This window comes from Acuticoccus mangrovi, assembly GCF_016411865.1.
In the GTDB taxonomy this organism is placed as follows: Bacteria; Pseudomonadota; Alphaproteobacteria; order Rhizobiales; family Amorphaceae; genus Acuticoccus; species Acuticoccus mangrovi.
In genome coordinates this window covers 57,268-76,852 of the sequence record NZ_JAEKJA010000027.1, presented here as the reverse complement: position 1 = coordinate 76,852, position 19,585 = coordinate 57,268, and the positions used below count along the sequence as shown (strand labels likewise).

16 protein-coding genes are annotated in these 19,585 nt (G+C 70.2%); 2 read left to right on the top strand and 14 right to left on the bottom strand.

Going from position 1 to position 19,585, the window contains the following annotated elements:
- Nucleotides 1-13 precede the first annotated feature (13 nt).
- From JCR33_RS22315 to JCR33_RS22285, 7 genes are all read right to left on the bottom strand, one after another.
- Nucleotides 14-820 (bottom strand): putative hydro-lyase, encoded by an 807-nt coding sequence (locus JCR33_RS22315; protein WP_211110516.1) that lies wholly within the window; start codon nt 818-820, stop codon nt 14-16.
- 93 nt (nt 821-913) lie between these two features.
- Complete coding sequence (locus JCR33_RS22310; RefSeq protein WP_198884349.1) at nt 914-2,071, bottom strand: iron-containing alcohol dehydrogenase; 1,158 nt, start codon at nt 2,069-2,071, stop codon at nt 914-916.
- A 66-nt stretch (nt 2,072-2,137) separates the two neighbouring features.
- The gene (gene arsC, locus JCR33_RS22305) at nt 2,138-2,530 is read right to left on the bottom strand and encodes an arsenate reductase (glutaredoxin) (RefSeq protein WP_198884348.1); all 393 of its coding nucleotides are present in this window, start codon (nt 2,528-2,530) and stop codon (nt 2,138-2,140) included.
- A 12-nt stretch (nt 2,531-2,542) separates the two neighbouring features.
- A complete protein-coding gene (gene arsB, locus JCR33_RS22300; protein ID WP_232372761.1) occupies nt 2,543-3,580 on the bottom strand; it encodes an ACR3 family arsenite efflux transporter in 1,038 nt (345 codons plus the stop codon).
- A 132-nt stretch (nt 3,581-3,712) separates the two neighbouring features.
- Nucleotides 3,713-4,051 carry an ArsR/SmtB family transcription factor gene (locus JCR33_RS22295; protein WP_198884347.1) on the bottom strand — a complete coding sequence of 113 codons (339 nt, stop codon included), beginning with the start codon at nt 4,049-4,051 and terminating at the stop codon, nt 3,713-3,715.
- A gap of 59 nt (nt 4,052-4,110) precedes the next feature.
- Nucleotides 4,111-5,427 (bottom strand): ATP-binding protein, encoded by a 1,317-nt coding sequence (locus JCR33_RS22290; protein WP_198884346.1) that lies wholly within the window; start codon nt 5,425-5,427, stop codon nt 4,111-4,113.
- Nucleotides 5,427-6,146, bottom strand: coding sequence for a response regulator (locus tag JCR33_RS22285; protein WP_198884345.1), 720 nt, complete (start codon nt 6,144-6,146; stop codon nt 5,427-5,429). Before JCR33_RS22285 ends, JCR33_RS22290 begins: the two co-directional genes overlap by 1 nt.
- A gap of 352 nt (nt 6,147-6,498) precedes the next feature.
- Here JCR33_RS22285 and JCR33_RS22280 point away from each other — a divergent pair, with 352 nt between their 5' ends.
- Entirely contained in the window at nt 6,499-7,425 is a 927-nt protein-coding gene (locus JCR33_RS22280; RefSeq protein WP_198884344.1) for a hypothetical protein, read from the top strand.
- 34 nt (nt 7,426-7,459) lie between these two features.
- Here JCR33_RS22280 and JCR33_RS22275 read toward each other — a convergent pair whose 3' ends face one another.
- From JCR33_RS22275 to JCR33_RS22260, 4 genes are all read right to left on the bottom strand, one after another.
- Nucleotides 7,460-7,801, bottom strand: coding sequence for a response regulator (locus tag JCR33_RS22275; RefSeq protein WP_198884343.1), 342 nt, complete (start codon nt 7,799-7,801; stop codon nt 7,460-7,462).
- 46 nt (nt 7,802-7,847) lie between these two features.
- Nucleotides 7,848-8,879, bottom strand: coding sequence for a sensor histidine kinase (locus tag JCR33_RS25580; RefSeq protein ID WP_198884342.1), 1,032 nt, complete (start codon nt 8,877-8,879; stop codon nt 7,848-7,850).
- The gene (locus tag JCR33_RS22265) at nt 8,876-10,318 is read right to left on the bottom strand and encodes an ATPase domain-containing protein (protein ID WP_198884341.1); all 1,443 of its coding nucleotides are present in this window, start codon (nt 10,316-10,318) and stop codon (nt 8,876-8,878) included. Before JCR33_RS22265 ends, JCR33_RS25580 begins: the two co-directional genes overlap by 4 nt.
- A 201-nt stretch (nt 10,319-10,519) precedes the next feature.
- Nucleotides 10,520-11,257 carry an MBL fold metallo-hydrolase gene (locus tag JCR33_RS22260; protein WP_198884340.1) on the bottom strand — a complete coding sequence of 246 codons (738 nt, stop codon included), beginning with the start codon at nt 11,255-11,257 and terminating at the stop codon, nt 10,520-10,522.
- A gap of 173 nt (nt 11,258-11,430) precedes the next feature.
- Here JCR33_RS22260 and JCR33_RS22255 point away from each other — a divergent pair, with 173 nt between their 5' ends.
- Nucleotides 11,431-13,911 (top strand): mechanosensitive ion channel family protein, encoded by a 2,481-nt coding sequence (locus JCR33_RS22255; protein WP_211110515.1) that lies wholly within the window; start codon nt 11,431-11,433, stop codon nt 13,909-13,911.
- A 22-nt stretch (nt 13,912-13,933) separates the two neighbouring features.
- Here JCR33_RS22255 and JCR33_RS22250 read toward each other — a convergent pair whose 3' ends face one another.
- Genes JCR33_RS22250 through JCR33_RS22240 form a run of 3 tightly spaced genes read right to left on the bottom strand, consistent with a single transcriptional unit; the run spans nt 13,934 to nt 19,512 of the window.
- A complete protein-coding gene (locus tag JCR33_RS22250) occupies nt 13,934-15,394 on the bottom strand; it encodes a hypothetical protein (protein WP_198884339.1) in 1,461 nt (486 codons plus the stop codon).
- Between the two features lie 11 nt (nt 15,395-15,405).
- Entirely contained in the window at nt 15,406-17,514 is a 2,109-nt protein-coding gene (locus JCR33_RS22245; protein ID WP_198884338.1) for a C1 family peptidase, read from the bottom strand.
- 45 nt (nt 17,515-17,559) lie between these two features.
- Nucleotides 17,560-19,512 (bottom strand): DNA/RNA non-specific endonuclease, encoded by a 1,953-nt coding sequence (locus JCR33_RS22240; RefSeq protein WP_198884337.1) that lies wholly within the window; start codon nt 19,510-19,512, stop codon nt 17,560-17,562.
- Nucleotides 19,513-19,585 lie beyond the last annotated feature (73 nt).

Below are 19,585 nucleotides of genomic sequence, written 5' to 3'. Positions count from 1 at the left end.
GGTCTCCCTCTTGCTATTTGGTGATGGGGGTCTCTGCCCCTTCGTCCACGTCGGTGATGAGCATGTGTCCCGGCGCGTGGGTGATGCACAAATCGGGCCGCGCGTTGACGATGACGTTCTGCGGGGTCACGCCGCAGGCCCAGAACACGGGCACCTCGCCGGCGCGGGGCGGCAGCGAGTCGCCGAAATCGGGCGCCGCGATGTCGGCGATGCCGATGGCGGCGGGATCGCCGACGTGCACCGGCCCGCCGTGGGCGAGCGGATAGCGGGCGCAGATCGCCTTCACCTCGTCCACGCGGTCCTCCGGAATCGGCCGCATTGAGACCACCATGGTGCCCGCGAAGGGGCCTGCCGGGACGCAGGCGATGTCGGTGCGGAACATCGGCACGGTGATGTCCTCGTCGATGTGGCGCATAGGGATGCCGGCGGCCGCCAGCGCGTGCTCGAAGGTGAAGGAGCAGCCGAGCGCCACGGCGACGAGATCGTCGCGCCAGAGGCCGAGGAGATCGTCGACCTCGCCGTCGAGCACTCCGTCGCGGAAGACGCGGTAGCGTGGCACGTCGGTGCGCACGTCGACCTCGGCGCCGAGGGTGCGGAAGATCGGATCGCCGGTGTCGGTGATGCCGACGACCGGGCACGGCTTGGGATTGCGCTGGCAGAAGCGGAGGAAGTCGAGGGCGTAGGCCTCCGGCAGGATCGCGAGGTTCGCCTGGAGGCAGCCGGGCGCGAGGCCGGCCGTGTGGCGCCGGTGGCGACCGGAGCGGATCGCGGCGCGCGCCTCGACGCTGGAGAGCTTCGCCATCGCGGGGGCAAGATCCATGGTCTCCTCCGAGGTTGGGTGCCCGAGAGGAAAGGCCGGTTTGCCCGGTGCGTCAATCCGTACCGTTTCGCTCCGATCGCCGGCCGCGGCGGGTCAGAGCGTTCCGTCGTGGGCGGCGCGCAGGAGGGCGGCGGCGCTCGCGGCGGTGACGGGGACCGGATTGCCGCCGGCGGTGGGATCCGCCACGGCCATCTCCGCCATCTCGGCGAAGCGGGCGTCGTCGACGCCGAACGCGGCGAGGGTGGCGGGCACGCCGAGCCGGTCGCGCAGTTCGAGGATCCAGCCCAGCACCCCGTCGAACCCGCCGGCAAGGCCGAGGAAGGCGGCAAGGCGCGTCATCTTCTCCTCGATCGCCGGACGGTTGGCGGCGAGCACGTAGGGCATCACCACGGCGTTCGTCATGCCGTGATGGGTGTCGTAGAGGGCGCCGATCGGGTGGGAGATGGCATGGATCGCGCCGAGCCCCTTCTGGAAGGCGACGGCGCCCATCATCGCCGCGGCGAGCATCTTGCCGCGCGCCTCGATGTCGTCCGGCGCCTCGGCGACGCGGGGCAGGTTCTCCTTGACGAGGCGCATCCCCTCGAGAGCGATCCCCTCCGACATCGGATGGAAGAAGGGCGAGGAGTAGGCCTCCAGCGCGTGGGCGAGGGCGTCCATGCCGGTGCCGACGGTGATCGGGCGCGGCATCGCCGCCGTCAGCACCGGGTCGGCGATCACCACCTTCGGCAGCATCTCTGGGTGGAAGATCACCTTCTTCACGTGGCTCTCGGTGTTCGTGAGCACCGAGGCGCGGCCCACCTCCGAGCCGGTGCCGGCGGTGGTGGGCACGGCGACGACGGGTGCGATGGCGTCGGCGTCGGCCCGGCGCCACCAGTCGTCGACGTCCTCGAAGTCCCACACCGGCCGGGTCTGGCCCGGCATGAAGGCCACGAGCTTGCCGAGGTCGAGCGCCGAGCCGCCGCCGAAGGCCACCACGCCGTCGTGCCCGCCCGCCCGGTAGGCGGCGAGGCCGGCCGCAAGGTTCCGGTCCGTGGGGTTCGACTGCACCTCGCTGAAGACGCCCGGGGCGAGGCCCTCGGCCTCGAGGAGAGCGATCGCCTCGCCCGTCATCGCCAGCGCGGCGAGGCCGCGATCGGTGACGAAGAGGGGGCGCAAGATGCCGGCCCGGCGGCAGGCCCCGGCGAGCTCGGCGATGCGCCCGGCGCCGAAGCGGATCGCGGTCGGGTAGCTCCAGTTGGCGGACAGGGTCATCGACGGGCCTTCGCTGGTGACGGATGCGCCACTGTGGCCGGCCCGCCGGCGTCTCTCAAGGTCGCCTCAGCGCACCACCTCGCCGTCCTCCTTGGTGAAGGGGCCGATGTCGGCGTCGAGGAGGTCGAGCACCTTCTCCGACGGGCGGCACAGGCGCACCCCCTTCTCCGACACCACGATGGGCCGGTTGATGAGGATCGGGTGGGCGACCATCGCGTCGATCAGCGCGTCGTCGGAGAGCGCCGGGTCGTCGAGACCGAGCTCGGCGTAGGGCGTGCCCTTCTCGCGGATCACCTCGCGGACCGGCACGCCCATGGCGCCGATCAGCTCGACGAGGCGCTCGCGGGTCGGTGGCGTCTCCAGATAGAGGATCACCTCCGGCTCGATGCCGGCCTGGCGGATCATCGCCAGCGTGTTGCGCGAGGTGCCGCACTTCGGGTTGTGGTAGATCGTGACCATCGGTCCTCTCCCTCAGGCCTCGGCGAAGCGATGGCCCGTGCGATTGGCAAGAGCGACGAGAGATAGCATGACCGGCACCTCCACGAGCACACCCACCACCGTGGCGAGCGCCGCGCCGGAGGTGAGGCCGAAGAGGCTGACCGCCACCGCCACCGCGAGCTCGAAGAAGTTCGAGGTGCCGATCAGCGCGCACGGCGCCGCGATCCGCCGCGGCACGGCGAGGAGATAGGCCGCGCCGTAGGCGACCGCGAAGATCAGATAGCTCTGGATGACGATCGGCACGGCGATGAGCACGATGCGGAACGGCTCGGCGAGGATCACCGCGCCCTGGAGGGCGAAGAGGATCGCCACGGTGGCGACGAGGCCGGCGATCGACAGCGGCTTCACGCGGTGGGTGAAGCGGGCGATGGCCGCCTCGCTGCCGAGCGCCCGCCGCGTCGCGAGGCCGGCGAGGAGCGGCAGCACCACGTAGAGCACGGTGGCGAGGACGAGCGTTTCCCACGGCACGGCGATGTCGGTCACGCCGAGGAGCAGCGCGACGATGGGGGCGAAGGCGACCACCATGATGAGGTCGTTCACCGCCACCTGCACGAGCGTGTAGGTCTCGTCGCCGCGGGTGAGCTGGGACCAGACGAACACCATCGCCGTGCACGGCGCCGCGCCGAGCAGGATCAGCCCGGCGATATATTGGGCGGCGTCCTGCGGCGAGATGAGCGGGGCGAACACGTGGTCGAAGAACAGCACCGCGAGCGCCGCCATCGAGAACGGCTTGATCAGCCAATTGACCGCGAGGGTGATGACGAGGCCACGAGGGCGGCGGGCCACGTCGACGGCGGCGGCGAGGTCCACGCCCACCATCATCGGGTAGATCATCGCCCAGATGAGGATCGCGACGACGAGGTTGATGGACGCCACCTCGGTCGCCGCGATCAGCCCGACGAGCCCGGGGGCGAGGTTGCCGACGACGAGGCCGGCGACGATGGCGAGCGCCACCCAGAGGGTGAGCCAGCGCTCGAAGATGCCCATCGGCGAGGGTTCGGAAAGGCTCATGGCGATACCGTGTGGATGAGGTCGGCGGGGCCGGCGCGCATTCAGGAGACGGGAGGCCGCTTTCCGCCCGGAATGCGCGAGCGGAAGCGGTGCTGGAAGCGGGTCGACGGTCGCGTGCCCATGGAAGCGGCCCTAACGGCACCCGTCGGCGGACAGCGCCTCGATGACGGGCTGGCAGAGTTCCGGCCGGCTGCCGCAGCAGTCCTGCAGCAGGTAGCTCAGAAGAGCGCGGATGCCGGCGAGATCGGCGAAATAATAGATCGATCGGCCGTGGCGCTCGCGCCGGATGAGGCCCGCGTTGAGCAGCACGGCGAGGTTGGTCGACATGGTGTTCTGGCGCACATCGAGCATGTCCGACAGCGTGCCTGCGGCGATTCCCTCCGGCGCCGCCTGCATCAGCGCCCGGAAGACGCGCAGGCGTGTCGGCTGGCTGAGCGCGGCGAAGGCGAGGGTGATTTCTGTCTCGTCCATAATTCTTGATATCCAGATATATTGAAGCGAGTCAACCCCCGTCCGGACGATCGCGCGTATCAGCCGGTGTGGGCGGGCCAGACCAAGGGGGCGGTGACGGTCCGGCGCACCGCCGGCTCCGACACGACGTCGACGGCGGGGAAGGAAACCGTCTGCATCAGCCCGTGCGGCGAGCGGTTGGTGACGCCGATCGCGCCGCCGAAACGCTCCACGATCTCCTTGGCGATCGCCATGCCGAGGCCGGCCCCCGGCATCGACTTGCGCCGCCCCTGGTCGGCCCGGAAGAAGGGCTCGAACACCTGCCCGATCATCGCTTCGGGAATGCCGGGGCCCTCGTCGGTCACGAGCATCACGGCGCGGGTGCCGTGGAGCTCCACCCGCACCGTCGCGCCGTGGCCGTGGGTGGCGGCATTGATGATGAGGTTGCGCAGCGCCCGCTTCAGCGCCAGCGGCCGCGCCTCGACCTTCGCGGGCTCCAGGATCGGTGCCTCGACCGGCATGCCGAGGATCGTCAGCTCCTCCACGATCTCACCCACGATCCGATCGATCCTCACCGGCTCGGCGCCGTCTTGCGTCACCTCCTCGCGCACGAGGCGGATGGCGCTGTCGGCGATCTGGTCGAGCTCCTCGAGGTCGGCGAGCCACTTGTGCCGCTCCTCCTCGGGCAGGAACTCGGCGCGCAGCCGCATCCGCGTCATCGGCGTCCTGAGATCGTGGCCGGCGGCGGCGACGAGGCGAACCCGGCTCTCCATGGCGAGCTTCAGCCGGGCCGACAGGCGGTTGAGCGCATGCGCCGTGGCCCTCAGCTCCAAGGGCCCCGCCTCGGGGACGTGGGGCAGCACGCCGTCGGGACTGACGGTCGCGACGGCGGCCTCGATCATCTTGAGCGGCCGCGTGACCTTGGACGCCGCGAAGGCCGCGACCCCCGCCGTGCCGATGACGATCAGCGCCATCCAGCCGACGAAGACGATGCCGCCCCCGGGCGGCGGGCCGAGGCGGGGGATGGGGGTGATCAGCCAGCGCCCCTGCGAAAGCTCCACCGAGACGACGAGGGGGCCGTCGGGATCGACCTCGCTCACCTTCGCCGTCCGCGCGCTTCCGAGCTCCGCGAGCGCCGCCGTCAGCGCGTCGGAGAGCGGCGGGTCCGGCCGCCCCCGGATCGGGGCGGTGCGCACGGTGAGCTTGGTGGTGGCGATCCCCTCCGGATCGCGCTCGGCGAGCGTCGCGAGCGCGGCGATCTCCTGCGCGAGGGGGTCGATGATGTTGGACAGCTTGGGCGCGCCGAGCACCGACAGCGCCGCGATGGTCGCCAGCGTCACGACGAGCGCGATGGCGATGATGAGAAGAGCGATGATGCGGGCGCGAAACGACCGCATCAGGTCCGCTCGCTGCGCACCGGAACGGTGAGCTGATAGCCGCCGTTGCGCACGGTCTTGAAGAACGGACCGTCGGGGCTGTCGCCGAGCTTGCGGCGCAGGCGGCTCATGAGAACGTCGATCGACCGGTCCATCGGGTCGCGATCGCGCCCTTGGGTGAGGTCGAGGAGCTGGTCGCGCGAGAGCAGCCGCCCCGGCCGCTCCAAGAAGGTGCGCAGAAGGTCGAACTCGGCGCCGGTGAGGATGATCTCCTCGCCGTTGTCGCGCGTCACGCGCCGCAGGCGCGGCTCGGCGCAGAGGTTGGCGAAGTGGTGGATCACCGTCTCGTCGTCGACGGTGTCGATCTGCGCCGAGCGGCGCAGCACCGCCCGGATGCGAGCCGTCAGCTCGCGCGGGTTGAAGGGCTTGCCGAGATAGTCGTCGGCGCCGAGCTCCAGGCCGATGATGCGGTCGACGTCCTCCTTGAGCGCGGTCAGCAGGATCACCGGGATCGGCGAGCGGCGCGCCGTCAGCTCGCGGCAGATGTCGAGCCCCGAGCCGTCGGGCAGCATCACGTCGAGCACGATGAGGTCGGGCGCGGTTTCGGCGATCCGCTCGGTACAGTCGTGGCGATCGGAGGCGGTGGCGACGCGGAAGCCCTGTCCGCTCAGATAGCGGTCGAGCAGGTTGCGGATTTCGGCGTCGTCGTCGACGACGAGAATGCGAGGGATCTTGGACATGCGCTCTCTAGTTCGCTCTCCGCATCATGTGACCGATCATACATAGGTAAGCGAGGGCCGCTTGAACGGAAGATCCCCCGGCTCGCCTACATATCTGCCGCATCACGGTGGCGAGTTTGCGCAAAAAATGCGAGGTGCGGCCATTCGATCGACCGCGAACGGACTGCGGCTTGACTAGAATAGCCGGTTGAAGGCCGCCCGGGCGGCAAAATCCCCTGACGAGGACGAGCGTGATAATTGGTTGTGACGAGTGGCGCGGGTGCGCCGTGCCGCCGGTGCGCGTCGGACGGGACGGCACGAGGCGAGGCGGCCCGTGGGGAGCGCAGCGGATCGCTGCGCGGGGGACGGACTGATGGCGTTCTGTCCGACGAGTCGCACCTCGTTCAGCCGCACGATGCGGGCGCAGCGGATGAAGGGGCGCTACAAGGCGCTCAATGCGCTGGGGCGGCGCGGGCCGGCGGTCGAGCGGGCCAAGCGCGAGGCCGCTGCGCGCCGCCTGATCTTCTGCATCACGAGCGGGCGGTCGGGCTCGGGCGCGCTCGCCGCGCTGATGGCGCACGTCTCCGCCGTGCAGTCGGTGCACGAGCCGGAGCCGAAATTTGCCTGGATGGTGCGCGCCGTGCAGCGCGATCGGGCGACCGCCGAGGAGTTTCTGATCTACGACAAGCTGCCGGTGGTCTTCGCCGCCGTCCCCGAGGGCGGCACCTACTTCGAGGGGCACAACGGCTTCGGCAAGGGCTTCTTCGAGGCGATGGACCATCTCGGCGTGATGCCGGACCTCGTGATGCTGCGCCGCGACCGGCGGGCCGTCGCCCGCTCTCTCCTGCGCATGGACTGGGTGCCCGGGCGCAGCCGCTACGGCCTCCAGTTCCTCGTCGGGCCCGACGATCCGGTCCTCGTGCCGCTGCCCGACTGGCGCCGATGCTCCGACTACCAGCTCTGCTACTGGCACGTCCTCGAGACGGAGGCGCGGCAGGCGGCCTATGCGGCCCGTGCGCGCGAGTGCGGTGCCCGCATCCTGGAGCTGACGGCCGAGCGCTTCCGGGAGGAGGACTATCTCGCCGACAAGCTCGCCGCCTTCGGCATCGCCGTGACGGTCGCGGAGCGGGCGGCGCTCAATGCGGAACGGGGCGACCGCTTCAACGCGCTGCCGCCGGTGCGCAGCGACGACGCGTCGGAGGCGGAGTTCGCGGCGGCGGAGACGAGCCTCCTCGCCGCCTTGTCGCGCGCCGGCACGCGGGTCGGGGACGAGGCGTCCGTCGCCGAAGCGGTCGAGTAGCTGCCGCCCGCCTCGGCGTCGGCCCGGAGGGGCCTCAGCCGACGACGCGCTGGATCGCGGCGCTGAGCGCGACCTCGTCCACCGGCTTCTCGAAGAGAGCGACGGCGCCGTGACCCGGCGGCACCGAGTGTGCCTGACCGGAGATGATGATCGAGGGGATGTCGTGTTCGGCCAACGCACCCACCAGGGTGAGGCCGGTGGCCCCGTCGGCGAGGTCGAGATCGACGAGCGCGAGCGTCGCCCCGTTCTCCACCGCGCCCTCGAGCGCCGGGGAGAACGCGCTGGCCACGCCGCAGCAGCGATGTCCCAAGGTTTCGATGAGATCCTCGAGCATCATGGCGATCAGGGCATTGTCGTCGCAAACGAATATGGGCACGGGTCCAACTCCTCGGCACAGTAAACGGCGAGGAGGGCGAAGTGGTTCAATCGGCGAAGAGGACCGGTTGCGCGCCGCCGACGCGGAGGCGGAAGCCGTCGGCGGCATAGTCGAAGTCCGGCGAGTGGCCGAAGAGGCTCTGCAGCGCGCCGTTGAGGTAGCGCGTACCGTAGCCCTGGCGCTGCGGCGGCGTCACCGGCGGGCCACCGCTCTCGGTCCAGGAGAACGCCCATCCCTCGCCGTCCCGGGCGAGGCGGATGTCGACGTGTCCCGCCTCGGTCGAGAAGGCGCCGTACTTCGCCGAGTTGGTCGCGAGCTCGTGGAGGCAGAGGGCGAGGGTCTTCGCCGCCTCGGGGTCGAGCGGTCGGGTCGGCGCCGAGACGCTGACGCGGCCTTCCTCGCCGTTCGCATAGGGGGCGATCAGCTCGCTCACCACGTGGCGCAGCGTGGCCGGCTCCCCCCGATCGTCCTGCAGCATCGCATGGACGGTGGAGAGGGCACCAAGTCGTGCCTCGAAGTCGTTGAAGCGGGAGCCGTCGGAGCCGCCGAGGCGCTGCGTCATGCGCGCCATCGCCTGCACCGTCGACAGGATGTTCTTCACCCGGTGGTTCAGCTCGCGGCGAAGCTCCTGCTCGCGCTCGAGCTGATCGCGCAGGCGGAACTGGCGCAGCCGCGCCCGCAGCGCCGACTGGGTGGCCGTCAACAGCGTCACCGGCGAGATCGGGCGGGTGAGGACGGTGATCTTGTGCGAGCGCCAGTCGGAAAAGAGCTGGTCGCGCACCACAAAGGGGTCGGCCTGCTCGCCGACGAGGATCAGCACCGGAAGCTCCGACCAGGGCGGCTGGTTCGCCAGAAAATCGGCGATCGCCTGGGAGAAGGCGGGCGTGAGGCCTTCTTGCGGCACGAGCAGGCAGCCCGCGGTCTCGCCGGCCACCGCGAGGGGCTCGTGGTCGCCGATGCGGCGGGCGTCGATGCCCGCCTCGCCCAGCGCCTCGATGATGACGTTCGCATCCGCCGTGAGCGGCGTCGCAACCAGAATCTGCGGCAGCGTCTCGGCCGGACGCTCCTCCTGTTTCACGACGGCCGCGCCATCCCGACCTCGACGCGGCCGGGCTCGATGATGAGCTCGTAGATGTCCATCGAATGGGGGCCGTGACGCTTCTTCACCGGCACGAGACTCCGCTTCACCACGCCTCCGTCCTCTTTCATCCGCAACAATAGCACCGTGTCACCCAAGAAACTGAGATCGAGTCGGACCTCGTCGTTTGCCCCGAGCAGCCCTCGCTGCGCAACGACCAGGATGGTGAGGATCTCCTTTCGCGCAAGATACTTCAGGAGTGCTTGAATATCGAACAGCGCCTGGGCCTCGTTGGCAACCGAGGCCATGTAGCCGGTGAAGCTGTCGATCACGATGGTGCGGACGCCGTCGATGTCGGCCTCGCGCTGGGCGATCTGGGAGAACTCGCCGGCGGTGATCTCGTTGGGATTGAAGTCGAACATCCGCAGCGCACCCGAGGCGGCCTGCTCGCGCAGCTTCATGCCGAGTCCCTCGGAGCGGCGGAAGAGGGTCTCGGGGCGCTCCTCGAAGAGGAAGAGGGAGACCTTTTCCCCGCGCTCCAGCGCGGCCGTCGCGTAGAGCGAGGCGATGGTCGACTTGCCGGTGCCGGCCTGGCCGACCACCATGGTGGTCGTGCCGAGCTCCATGCCGCCGCCGAAGAGGTCGTCGAGCCGCTCGACGCCCGAGCGGATGAGAGGGGCCGGCGTCGTCGCCGCGTGCATCGAGAGGCGGCCGGCGGACGGCACCAGGCGGGGGAACACGGCGAGGCCTTCGCCGCCGCGGATGTCCATGTCGTGCCAGCCGTCGTGGACCGGGATGCCGCGCATCTTCGACACCTCGATGCGCCGCTGGGCGCGGCCGAAATTGGGCAGCACCTTGTCGAGCGTGATGATGCCGTGGACGATCCCGCGGGCCTGCATGTCGCGCGCGCCGAGGGCGGCCTCGGTCGCCGAGGGCTCGGTGTCGAGAAGAAGGGCGGTGATTCCGCGCCGGCTCAGCGCCGTGCGCAGCCCGATCAGCTCGCGGTGGAAGCGCGGGTCGTCGAGGGTGAGGAGGCGGACCTCCAGCAGCGAGTCGTAGACGACGCGCGAGGGGGCGTGGGCCTCGATGGACCGCTCGATCTCCCGCCGCGTCTGGTCGAGCCGCAGGTCGGCCGTCTGGAAGATCGATTGCTCGGCGGGAACGCCCTCGTTGCTGGCGTGCAGCTCCACCACGTCGATGCCGTCGAGGTCCCAGCCGTGGCTCGCGGCGATCCGGGCGAGCTCGTCCCTCGTCTGGCTGAGGGTGATGTAGAGGGCCTTCTCGCCGATCGCGAGGCCCGCCCGCAGGAACTGGAGGGCGAGGGTGGTCTTGCCCGACCCCGGCGGGCCCTGCACGAGGTGGAGGTTGGAATCGGGAAGGCCGCCCCGCAGCACCTCGTCGAGGCCGGGAGATCCGGTGGACTTGAGTTCGGGCAGCATGGATGACCTCCGATCGTGCGCCGCGTTCCCAGGTGGTGGCACGATCCCGCCCGATCGGATGCGTCGGCGGGATCGGGCGATCCGCTTGCTGCTTCCGGATGCAAGGTCCGTCGACGCACAACCCGTTGAAAAGGACTATTGTCCTTTCGTGCGACACCATGGGCACGTCTCGGCGGCCGATGCAACGCGCCGACGCGAGGTCTAGTGGGCGGCGGCTTCCTTTTGCGCCAGCCAGTCGCCGATGATCCGGCGATGCCGCTCCCGCCCGTAACTGGCGCAGTGGCCGGCGTGGACGACGCGCACGGGCACCTCCAGAAGCCGCTTCATGCTGGCGAGATAGTCGGCCGCATTGGCGTGGTAGGTGTTCTCCAGGAGCTCCCCGTCGTAGACGATGTCGCCTGAGAAGAGGATCCCAGTCGCCGCCTCCCACAGCGCGATGCCGCCGGGGGAGTGGCCGGGAGTGTGGATCACCTCGAAGCTGCGGTCGCCGAGGTCCACCACGTCGCCGTCGGCGAGGATGCGCGTCGCGGCGCGGCCCTTGATGCCGTAGGCGTCGGCGGTGAAGGGCGCGGGGGGCAGCTTGATGAACATCTTGTCGTCGACATAGGGGTCGGCGAGGGTGGCGCGATTGTCCGGGTGGGCGAGGATCTCCGCCTCGGCGGCATGCACCAGGCGGTGCTCGAACTCGTGGTGGCAGCCGATGTGGTCGAAGTGGGTGTGGCTCGCCACGGCAAGGCAGGTCTTCTCGGTCAGGAGCGGCACCTGCTCGCGCAGGCTCACCACTCCGCTGCCGCTGTCGACGAGGAGGTCGGCGTCGCGGCCGCGCACGTGCCAGATGTTGCAGCGCGCGAACGGGATGACGTAGGGCTCGTAGATCAGCGTCACGTCGTCGTCGAGACGGCGGACGGTGTACCAGTCCTCGGCCCTGACGCGCTCCATCGCCCCCTCCCGCTCATTTCTGCCACAAGCCTAGCCGAGCGGTCGACCGGGCGCCACGAAAGCCTTTGACGGGCGACTGTCGAACACCGCAGAAGTAGTCTGAAAAGCTATGGGCGATGGTCTCCCCCATCGGACCCTTCGCCGCGCCACCGAGACCAGCAGGCAGACGGATCATGAAGAAACGCTTCTACGACAGGCTGGCGGCGACGTTGGCGATCACCTTCACCCTCATGGTGCTCGCCGGACCGGTCGGTGCGCAGATCGCCGCCGAGGAAGCCATGATGGGGGCGGCGAGCAAGAGCGAGGCCACACCCGCCGCGAGCGGCCAGACCGCGCCGACCATCGAGTCGATCGTGACGAGCGCCCGGGAGGCCGGCGCCACCGTCGTCGTCATCGATCCGAGCGCCCCGGCGGCGCAGCCCGAAGGCGGCGGCGTCTCCGCGTCGGACGCTCTCGATGTCGCGACCACCTTGCGCAACCGCATGACCGACATTCTTGCCAGCGTGCCGCGGGTGCCCGAGGCCGTCGCCGCCGCCCTCTACACGGCCCATCCGAGCGGCTCGCTCGGCTGGATGGTCTGGTCGGTGGTGCTCGGCGTGGTGTCGGTGGCCGCGGGCCTCGTCTCGCGACGCCTGCTGCTGCGCTGGCTGCGCAAGCCCTTCCGCTCGCTCTACCAGGGGGTGACGCTGCGTCGGGCCGAACGGATCAGCTACGGCCTCCTGCGCACCGTCATCCTGTGGGTCTCGGCGGCGGTGTTCTTCGCGGTCGGTGCGGTGATCGTCATCGCGGTCACGCCGGAGTTCGGCCCGACCCGTACCACCTCGCTGGTGCTCCTGATCGGCATGACGCTCTACCTCGTGCTGCGCGACCTGACGGTGAACGTCTTCCAGCCGGAGTCGCCCGAGCTGCGCCTCCTGCCGATCGACGATGCGACGGCCGTGCACATGACGCGCGAGCTGTTGCTGGTGTTCGCCGTCTCGATTGTCTTCGTCGGCATCAGCGTGTGCTTCGCCTGGTTCAAGATCGACCCCGACGCGCATGCGGTGATGCGGATCGTCGCGTCGCTGGTGGCGAGCATCCTGATGGGGGCCTACGTCCTGTCCCATCGCAAGGTGGTCGCGGTGCTGATCCGGGGCAATGCGCCGCGGCCGGGCCTGCTGCGCAAGGTGCTGGCGGGCACCTGGCATATCCTGGCGATCGTCTATCTCGCGGCCACGACGGCGTCGAACATCGCCACCATCCTGCTCCGCGGCGGCTTCCTGGTCGGCCCGATCCTCGGCCCGATCGTGGCGTTCGTGGTGGCGATCGCGCTGTTCGGCGTCTGCGTCATCCTGATCGACCGGCGCTTCCGCGCCCAGCAGGCCGACCTTCACCGCGCCTCGGGCGGCACGGCGGCGATGCCGCCCGAGGCGCTGCCGATGCCGGCGGTCGAGCGTGCGGCCGCCGTCGCCGAGGCCGCCGCCATGATGGAGGACGACGAGGACGAAGAGGAAGAAGAGGAGGCCGCCGCCGAGGAGGTCCTGGAAGCCGAGAGCGCGCCCGTCGCCGAGACGCCCGCGGAGGTGCTCGCGGAAGGCGAGGAGATCGAGACCCCCGCGGCGCCCCTCGTCAACCCGGTCACCATCTGGCAGCTCCGCTGGAAGGGGCTCGGCGAGCATCTCGCGGCGATCCTCGCCGCGATCGTCGGCGTGATGACGCTGCTCGCCGTGTGGGGCCGCCTCTCCCTGCGGGAGGGGACGGTGCAGTTCGTCGGCTACCTCGCGGTGCTGTTCGCGACCTACGCCCTCTACCAGATCGTCCGCACCTGGATCGACGGGAAGATCGCGGAGGAGGAGCCCGGCCCCGGCCACGGCCAGTCGGAGGACGGGATGGGCACCGGCTCCACCCGCCTCGCGACGCTCCTGCCGCTCCTGCGCAATCTCCTCCTCGTGTCGATCGCCTCCATCGGCGGCATGATCGTGCTCTCGGGGCTCGGGGTGAACGTGGGGCCGCTCTTCGCCGGTGCCGGCGTGGTGGGCCTCGCCGTCGGCTTCGGCGCCCAGACGCTGATCCGCGACATCTTCTCCGGCGCCTTCTTCCTCGCCGACGACGCCTTCCGCAAGGGCGAGTATATCGACGTCGGCGGCGTCATGGGGTCGGTGGAGAAGATCTCCGTCCGCTCCTTCCAGCTGCGCCACCAGAACGGCCCGCTGCACACCGTGCCGTTCGGCGACATCAAGCGCCTGACGAACTATTCGCGCGACTGGGTGGTGATGAAGCTGCCCCTGCGCCTCGAATACGGCACCGACGTGGAGCAGGTGCGCAAGCTCATCAAGAAGCTCGGCCAGGAGCTCCTGGAGGATCCGGAGGTGGGGCCGATGTTCCTCCAGCCGCTGAAGTCGCAGGGCGTCGTTCAGATGGAGGACTCGGCGATGATCCTGCGGGTGAAGTTCATGACCCGGCCGGGCGACCAGTTCGTCACCCGGCGGCACGTCTATATGCGCATCAACGAGCTGTTCGAGCAGGAGGGCATCCGCTTCGCCAGCCGCCAGGTGACGGTGCGCATCGCCGACGACGCCGACGCGCACCACAACTACACCCCGGAGGAGCGGCGCCAGGCCGCCCTCGGCGCGGTGCAGCCGATCCTGGAGGCCGAGGCGCAGAAGAGCGAGTAGGCCCCGCTCTTCTGCCGTCCGCTCAGGCCTCGAGCGCCTCGCCCCAGATCACGCACACCTCGGCGATGGTCGGCTTGACGCCGCGCTTGTAGAGGATCGCCGCCACCACCGGCGCGACGTAGGGGGCGACGCCGAGGCTGCCCACCAGCACGCTGGCGATCGCCGCGGTCACCGCCGCCTCGCCGAGGCCGAACGCGTCGGCGAGCTTCTTGCGGTCGGCGACGTCGTCCTCGCCGGTGCCGCACATGAGGTCGTGCAGCTCCCGGTGGAGGCGCCGCAGGATACGCCGGCCGATCTGGTAGAACGGATCGAAGAGGCCTTCGTCCTCGGTGATCGTGACCTCGACATTCATCAGCCCGGCGATCTCGGGCGATCCGCCCATCAGCTTCACCCGGCGGCCGAGCTCGGCGATCAGCACGGCCTCGTCATGATCGGCGAAGGCCATGGCGTCGCTGCGGGCGAGGGCGATCGGCAGCGCGGCGGCGGTGTGGAAGATCGGCGTCTCGGTCTCGTCGGCCTCGGCGATCGATTGCTTGATCGCGGCGGCGACGCGGGCGAAGCCGGCGTCGTTCGGGTGCAGCTCGTCCCACCAGTCCTTTTCGCCGACGGCGTCGCGGGCGTCGGCCACCACGATCCGCCCCGCGAAGCCCTGGCGACGGGAAAGCTCCGACAGGCCGAGATGGAAGCGGTCGATGAGGTGGGCGATGATCCTGCGCTGCAGAGGCTGGTCGACGATCCCGAGCGCCGCGAAGGGGCGGCCGAGCCAGCGCCCGCCGTCGGGGATGGCGTTGTCGTAGGCGTGGCAGACGATGCGGGGCGCGCCGGCCGACAGCGCCGCCTCGAACACCGTGCCGTACTCCTCGAGCGTCTGGTTGAGCAGCGTGTCGAAGGTGCTGCGCGTATATTCCGACGCCGGGCGCCCCTCGCGGTAGCGGCGCAGATAGTTCACCAGCCGGCCGCCGCCCAGGAGGTCGTTGCCGCCGCCCGAGAGGAACACGATGTCCGGATTCTCCGCCTTGATCGCGCCGACGAGCTCGTCCTGCTGCACCATCTCCGACAGGAGGTCGCCGGCGGCCCCGAGCGAGAAGATCGGGTAGTCGATGCCGAGCACGTCGATGACGTCGTCGAGCAGGAAGGGGAACTGGAACCAGCTGTCGCCCTCGGACACGGCGACCGGACCGCTCCAGTTCTCGATGCGGCGGCGATAGACGCGATGGCGGCGCCAGCGGGCGATGCTGTTGAGCTGGGCGAGGGCGAAGGCGCTTTCTTCGACGCTCTCCGTGATGGTGCTCGGGTCGACGCGGACGACGGGGCCGAAGGCGCGGGAGCTCGCGAGGTCGAGCTGCAGATAGGGGCGGATCTGGCTGTCGGGAATGTCGACGTCGAGCATCATCGACTGCAGCTCGTCGGCGCTGAGGCGGCGGGGTGTCGCCTCGGCGAGGGTGCGCTTGTTCCTGCGCGGTGGGATGGGGCGGTCATCCATGGCGTTTCCTTTCAGGTGAAGATCGACGGCTGAGCGCCGTTCGCTGATCGTCGAGGGCGGCGGAGCGGCACCTCCTGAGCCGCGGTCCGGCCGATTTCCTCGACGACGCAGGTCGTCAGCCGCTCGCAGAAGTGGAGGTCGAAGTGGGTGAGGCCCTCGAGCCGCTCCTGGTCGAGGTCGCCGAGAGCGGTGACGGTGAGGTCGGCCGCGCTCGCGGCGGGCGTGGCGGCGAGGTCGCGCTGATAGGCGCCGAGGGCGAGACTGCGCACCCGGCGGCCCTCGTTGCCGGGCAGAATGTCGATCTCGTCGGGGTGGGCCTCGCCGGCGACCATGGTCGCTTCGGCGCGAGCCCAGAGATCGGGCCAGGAGTGGGGGTAGCCCTCGCCGAAGAGGTCGCCGGCGGCGATGCGGTCGTCGAGGTGGTAGAGGAAGGCGCGCTCGATGGCCGGCGCATCGGTCGGAGCATGGCGCCCGGCGGGGCCGGAGCCGCGCGGACGCACCAGCGGCAGCACCGTGCGGGCGAACATCGGGGCCGACACCATCGGCGCCACGAAGTGGGCGGTGGAGAAGATCGGCGTCGGCCAGTTCGGCAGCGCGGCGGAGAGGAACTCGGCCGCGAGGCGGGCGCCGAGATCATAGGCGACGATGTGGAAGGAGAGGCTGCCGGAGAGATAGCGCGCCGCGAGCGTCTGGAAGAGGATGTGGAAGAGGGCGGCGCCGTCGGTCGTCTCCGCCCCGGCATCGGCGTCGGTGCCGAGGAAGACCGGGATCGAGCGGATCAGGGCGAGGCGGATGCGCGCCGGCACGTTGGAAACGGCCTGCTCCACGAGGCGGGCCGACATGGTGTTGCGTACCGAGGTCGGCCCGACCTGCTGGTGGACCTCGGCGACGGCGTGCTTCACCTCGCGCAGCAGCGCACCGCACATCACCGCCTCGAAGGTGATGAAGATCGGGTAGATCCCGGCCCGCGTGAACTCGGGATGGCGGGAGCGCACCGCCCGGGCGGTCTCGTCGAGCGAGCGGCAGCCGCCGATGAAGAACAGCACCACGTGGCGATAGCGCGCGGTGTCGGGCGTGCCGGGCCGGAGGCCTTCGCCCGCGATATATTCGGCGATCTGGCCGATCTCGGCTCGGTCGATGTTGAAGCGCCCGTGTGCCAGAAGGCGCTGGTTCTCCACCGGCACGAGGTGGCCGAGAACGTCGAGGCGCGAAGGTCGCTGCTCCTTCACCCGTTCCGCCTCGGCGAGGGCGGCGAAGCCCTGCGGGCCGAAGGAGTGGCGGAACGCCTTCGGCGCGCGCACGCCGAGCTTCAGCACCCATGCGTCGTAGATGGTGGCGGCCCAGTCGTCGTAGGGCCACAGCGCGGTGCCGCCCTCGCCCCAGGAGGGACCCCAGGAATTCTGGACGATGAAGCCGTCGGCGGTGAAGCCGATGAGGATGAAGGCGTGCCGGCGCTCCGCCGCCGCGGGGTCGGTCGCCGTGGGCGCGCCGATCACCCCGCCGCGCGGGGCGTACCAGCCGTCGTGGACGGCGGCCGTCGCCACCACCACCCCCACCTCCGAGAGGGCGGCATGGAGATCGTCGAGGCGGGTCTCGACCCGGCGATAGCTGCCGAGCATGGTCTCGAAGGCGGCTTCCTGCACCTCGCGTCGCGCGTGCCAGCGCCAGGCGGCGCGATCGCCGATCCCCTCGCGCCAGCCGGTGGTGCGGGCGTCGACGATGGAGCACACGCCGTTGTGCTGAAACCCCTTGAGCGCGCCGCGCAGCGACGATCCGGCGTAGGATTCGCCCGGCCACTCGTCGTGGAGCCGCGCGTTGCCGTAGATCATGATGGCGCTGGCGAACGGCGCGCCGACCGCGAAGCCGTGGCGCGGCGTGGCGTGACCGTTGTCCTCGGCCTCGCGGTTGAGGAGAAGGTCGGTCGCGCCCGCCACGGCGTGACCCGTACACGAGGGGTCGCGGCCCTGGTCGCGGACGAGGCCCGGCGACCACCAGCCGCCGGCCTTGCGCGGATCGAGCGTGGGGCGCAGGGCGCGGACCGAGGGCACATACATCGCATCGCGCGCGTCGGGCGGATCCGGCATCGCGTCGAGCGGGCGGCCAGCGTCGTTGAGCGGCATGGCGGCACTCCGGCGAAAGCGGGCCGGGCGGCGGCCCGACCGGTTTCAGACGATGTCGTCGAGCTGGCGAAGGCGCACCACCGTGGTGTCGACGGCGCTGCGCACGGCCTCGCTGTCGCCCGCCGGCATTGGCTCCTCGCCGAGCGTGTCGGCCTTGCGCAGCGCCGCGCCGAAGTCGAGGCCGGTCAGCCGCTCCAGCGCGGCGATCGGCAGCTGGTAGGTCTCGAACCCGGCACCGAACACCGCCTCGAAGTCCGACGGGCGGATGAAGTCGTGCTGCCAGATGACGAAGCCCTGCGCTTCGAGGCGGCTCCTCTGGCGCCGATCGCGCCCGATCGAGGCGATGATCTTCCAGAAGCCGAGGGGAACGCCGACCTCCTCCAGATCCGCCCGCTGGGAGCGCGGATCGGCGTAGCCGAACACCGGGCCGCACAGAACGCTGATCTTGGCGTCGCTGTCGCTCGCGTGCTTGAGGATGTGGTCCTCGAGGCGCAGCCAGATCGCCTGGTTGAGGCGGCGGTGCTGCGGCGCGGCGTTGGTGAAGTGGTAGGTGTCGGCCTCCGCGCGCGCGGCGCTGGACTTGTCGCCCCACACCGGGTCGAGGCGGCGCACCAGATGGCCCTTGTCGAAGTCGTTGGCGTAGTAGAGCGGCTCGCCCACCTGCGCCGCGTCGTCGATCCGCGGGTCGAGCCGCCAGACGTCGGCGGGGCGGGGCTTGTTCCAGAGGTCGGTGGCGTCGATGTTGACGGCAGTGAAGAAGGCGAGCCGCCGGGCGGCGTTCATCACCACCGAGAAGTTCTGATATTTGAGGTCGATGGACCCGTCGGCGAGCCGGGCGACGTCGCGCGCCTGCAGCGCGTTGAGGCGCGGCAGCGGCACGGCGAGGGACGGGCCGCCGAGGAAGCCGGTGTCGTAGCCCTCGCGGTCGCTGTAGTACTCGATCGGGTGGGGGCGCGCCTCCGCCGCGGCGGTGTCCTCGCGGCGGGAGTCGTTGGCGGCGCTGTACTGAGCGGGGCGGCCGATCCGGATCCCGAGGCGCGTCGCCCGCTCGCGGATCTCCTCCACCCGCACCGCCTTGTTCTCCTCGCCCTCGCGCCCGCCATAGTGGAGCCCCACCACCCTCCCGGACGACACGTCGATGACGCAGGAGCCGGAGTTGCCGCCGAGCGTCGTGCAGTTGTGCGAGAAGGTGTCCGCCCGCTCGCCGCCGGCGATCACCTTGCCGGGGGACAGGCGCTTCTTCTCGTAGATGTCGTCGAAGAGGCGCGACTGGTCGTCGGGCGAGTTGCGCGGGTCGTAGGCGGGATAGCCGATCACGGCGATGTAGCCGTCGGTCGGGACCGTCGCGGCGAGGGGAAGGGGGGCGATCCCGAAGGTGGCGAGCGCGCTCCGTCCGAGGCGCAGCATCGCGAGGTCGACGCGATCGTCGATGTGGATCACCTCGCTGACCTCGATCTCCTCGGCGAGCGGGCTGCCGTGCTCCTCCCTGTAGTCGAGCGCGATGCCGTAGCCGGCGTGGATGGCGATGGTGTTGCCGCGCCGGGCCGCGAGATCCTTCACCACATGGCGATTGGTGACGACGATGTCCTCGTCGATCATCCAGCCGGTGCCGAGCCAGTTGCCGTAGGGAAAGCCGCTGACCTCCACCCGGCCGACGCCGGCGATGGCGCGGTCGATGGCGGCGCGATGGGGATCGAGCCGCCTCGACCAGACCGGGAGGGCGGGCTTCACGTAGGTGCCGTTCTGCACGAGCAGCGGCGGATAGCCGAAGCGCACGATGATCGCCTCGGCCGGGGTCAGATTGTCGGTGTCGAACTGTCCGGAGCGCAGCGTCTCGGCGGCGCGGCGAAGGTCTCTGGGGTCCGGAATCGTGGCACCGGCCGGGGCGGATTCGGCGTCGGGATCGTCCAGCACGTTGGACATGAAGCCGCCGTCCCGCAGCGACTCGAAAACCTCGTCGTCCTCGAGGACGGACGCCATGCGCGCACGCATGTCCATAATCATATTCCTTAATTCAAATAACGTTTAGTAAATTGCATTTATATTAGCAGGATGATCGGGCGGTCGCAAC

Bases quoted from the DNA above. Each gene is read 5' to 3' on its own strand.
- JCR33_RS22315 (WP_211110516.1), bottom strand. From the start codon at position 820: ATGGATCTTGCCCCCGCGATGGCGAAGCTCTCCAGCGTCGAGGCGCGC.
- JCR33_RS22310 (WP_198884349.1), bottom strand. From the start codon at position 2,071: ATGACCCTGTCCGCCAACTGGAGCTACCCGACCGCGATCCGCTTCGGC.
- arsC (WP_198884348.1), bottom strand. From the start codon at position 2,530: ATGGTCACGATCTACCACAACCCGAAGTGCGGCACCTCGCGCAACACG.
- arsB (WP_232372761.1), bottom strand. From the start codon at position 3,580: ATGAGCCTTTCCGAACCCTCGCCGATGGGCATCTTCGAGCGCTGGCTC.
- JCR33_RS22295 (WP_198884347.1), bottom strand. From the start codon at position 4,051: ATGGACGAGACAGAAATCACCCTCGCCTTCGCCGCGCTCAGCCAGCCG.
- JCR33_RS22290 (WP_198884346.1), bottom strand. From the start codon at position 5,427: ATGCGGTCGTTTCGCGCCCGCATCATCGCTCTTCTCATCATCGCCATC.
- JCR33_RS22285 (WP_198884345.1), bottom strand. From the start codon at position 6,146: ATGTCCAAGATCCCTCGCATTCTCGTCGTCGACGACGACGCCGAAATC.
- JCR33_RS22280 (WP_198884344.1), top strand. From the start codon at position 6,499: ATGGCGTTCTGTCCGACGAGTCGCACCTCGTTCAGCCGCACGATGCGG.
- JCR33_RS22265 (WP_198884341.1), bottom strand. From the start codon at position 10,318: ATGCTGCCCGAACTCAAGTCCACCGGATCTCCCGGCCTCGACGAGGTG.
- JCR33_RS22260 (WP_198884340.1), bottom strand. From the start codon at position 11,257: ATGGAGCGCGTCAGGGCCGAGGACTGGTACACCGTCCGCCGTCTCGAC.
- JCR33_RS22255 (WP_211110515.1), top strand. From the start codon at position 11,431: ATGAAGAAACGCTTCTACGACAGGCTGGCGGCGACGTTGGCGATCACC.
- JCR33_RS22250 (WP_198884339.1), bottom strand. From the start codon at position 15,394: ATGGATGACCGCCCCATCCCACCGCGCAGGAACAAGCGCACCCTCGCC.
- JCR33_RS22245 (WP_198884338.1), bottom strand. From the start codon at position 17,514: ATGCCGCTCAACGACGCTGGCCGCCCGCTCGACGCGATGCCGGATCCG.
- JCR33_RS22240 (WP_198884337.1), bottom strand. From the start codon at position 19,512: ATGGACATGCGTGCGCGCATGGCGTCCGTCCTCGAGGACGACGAGGTT.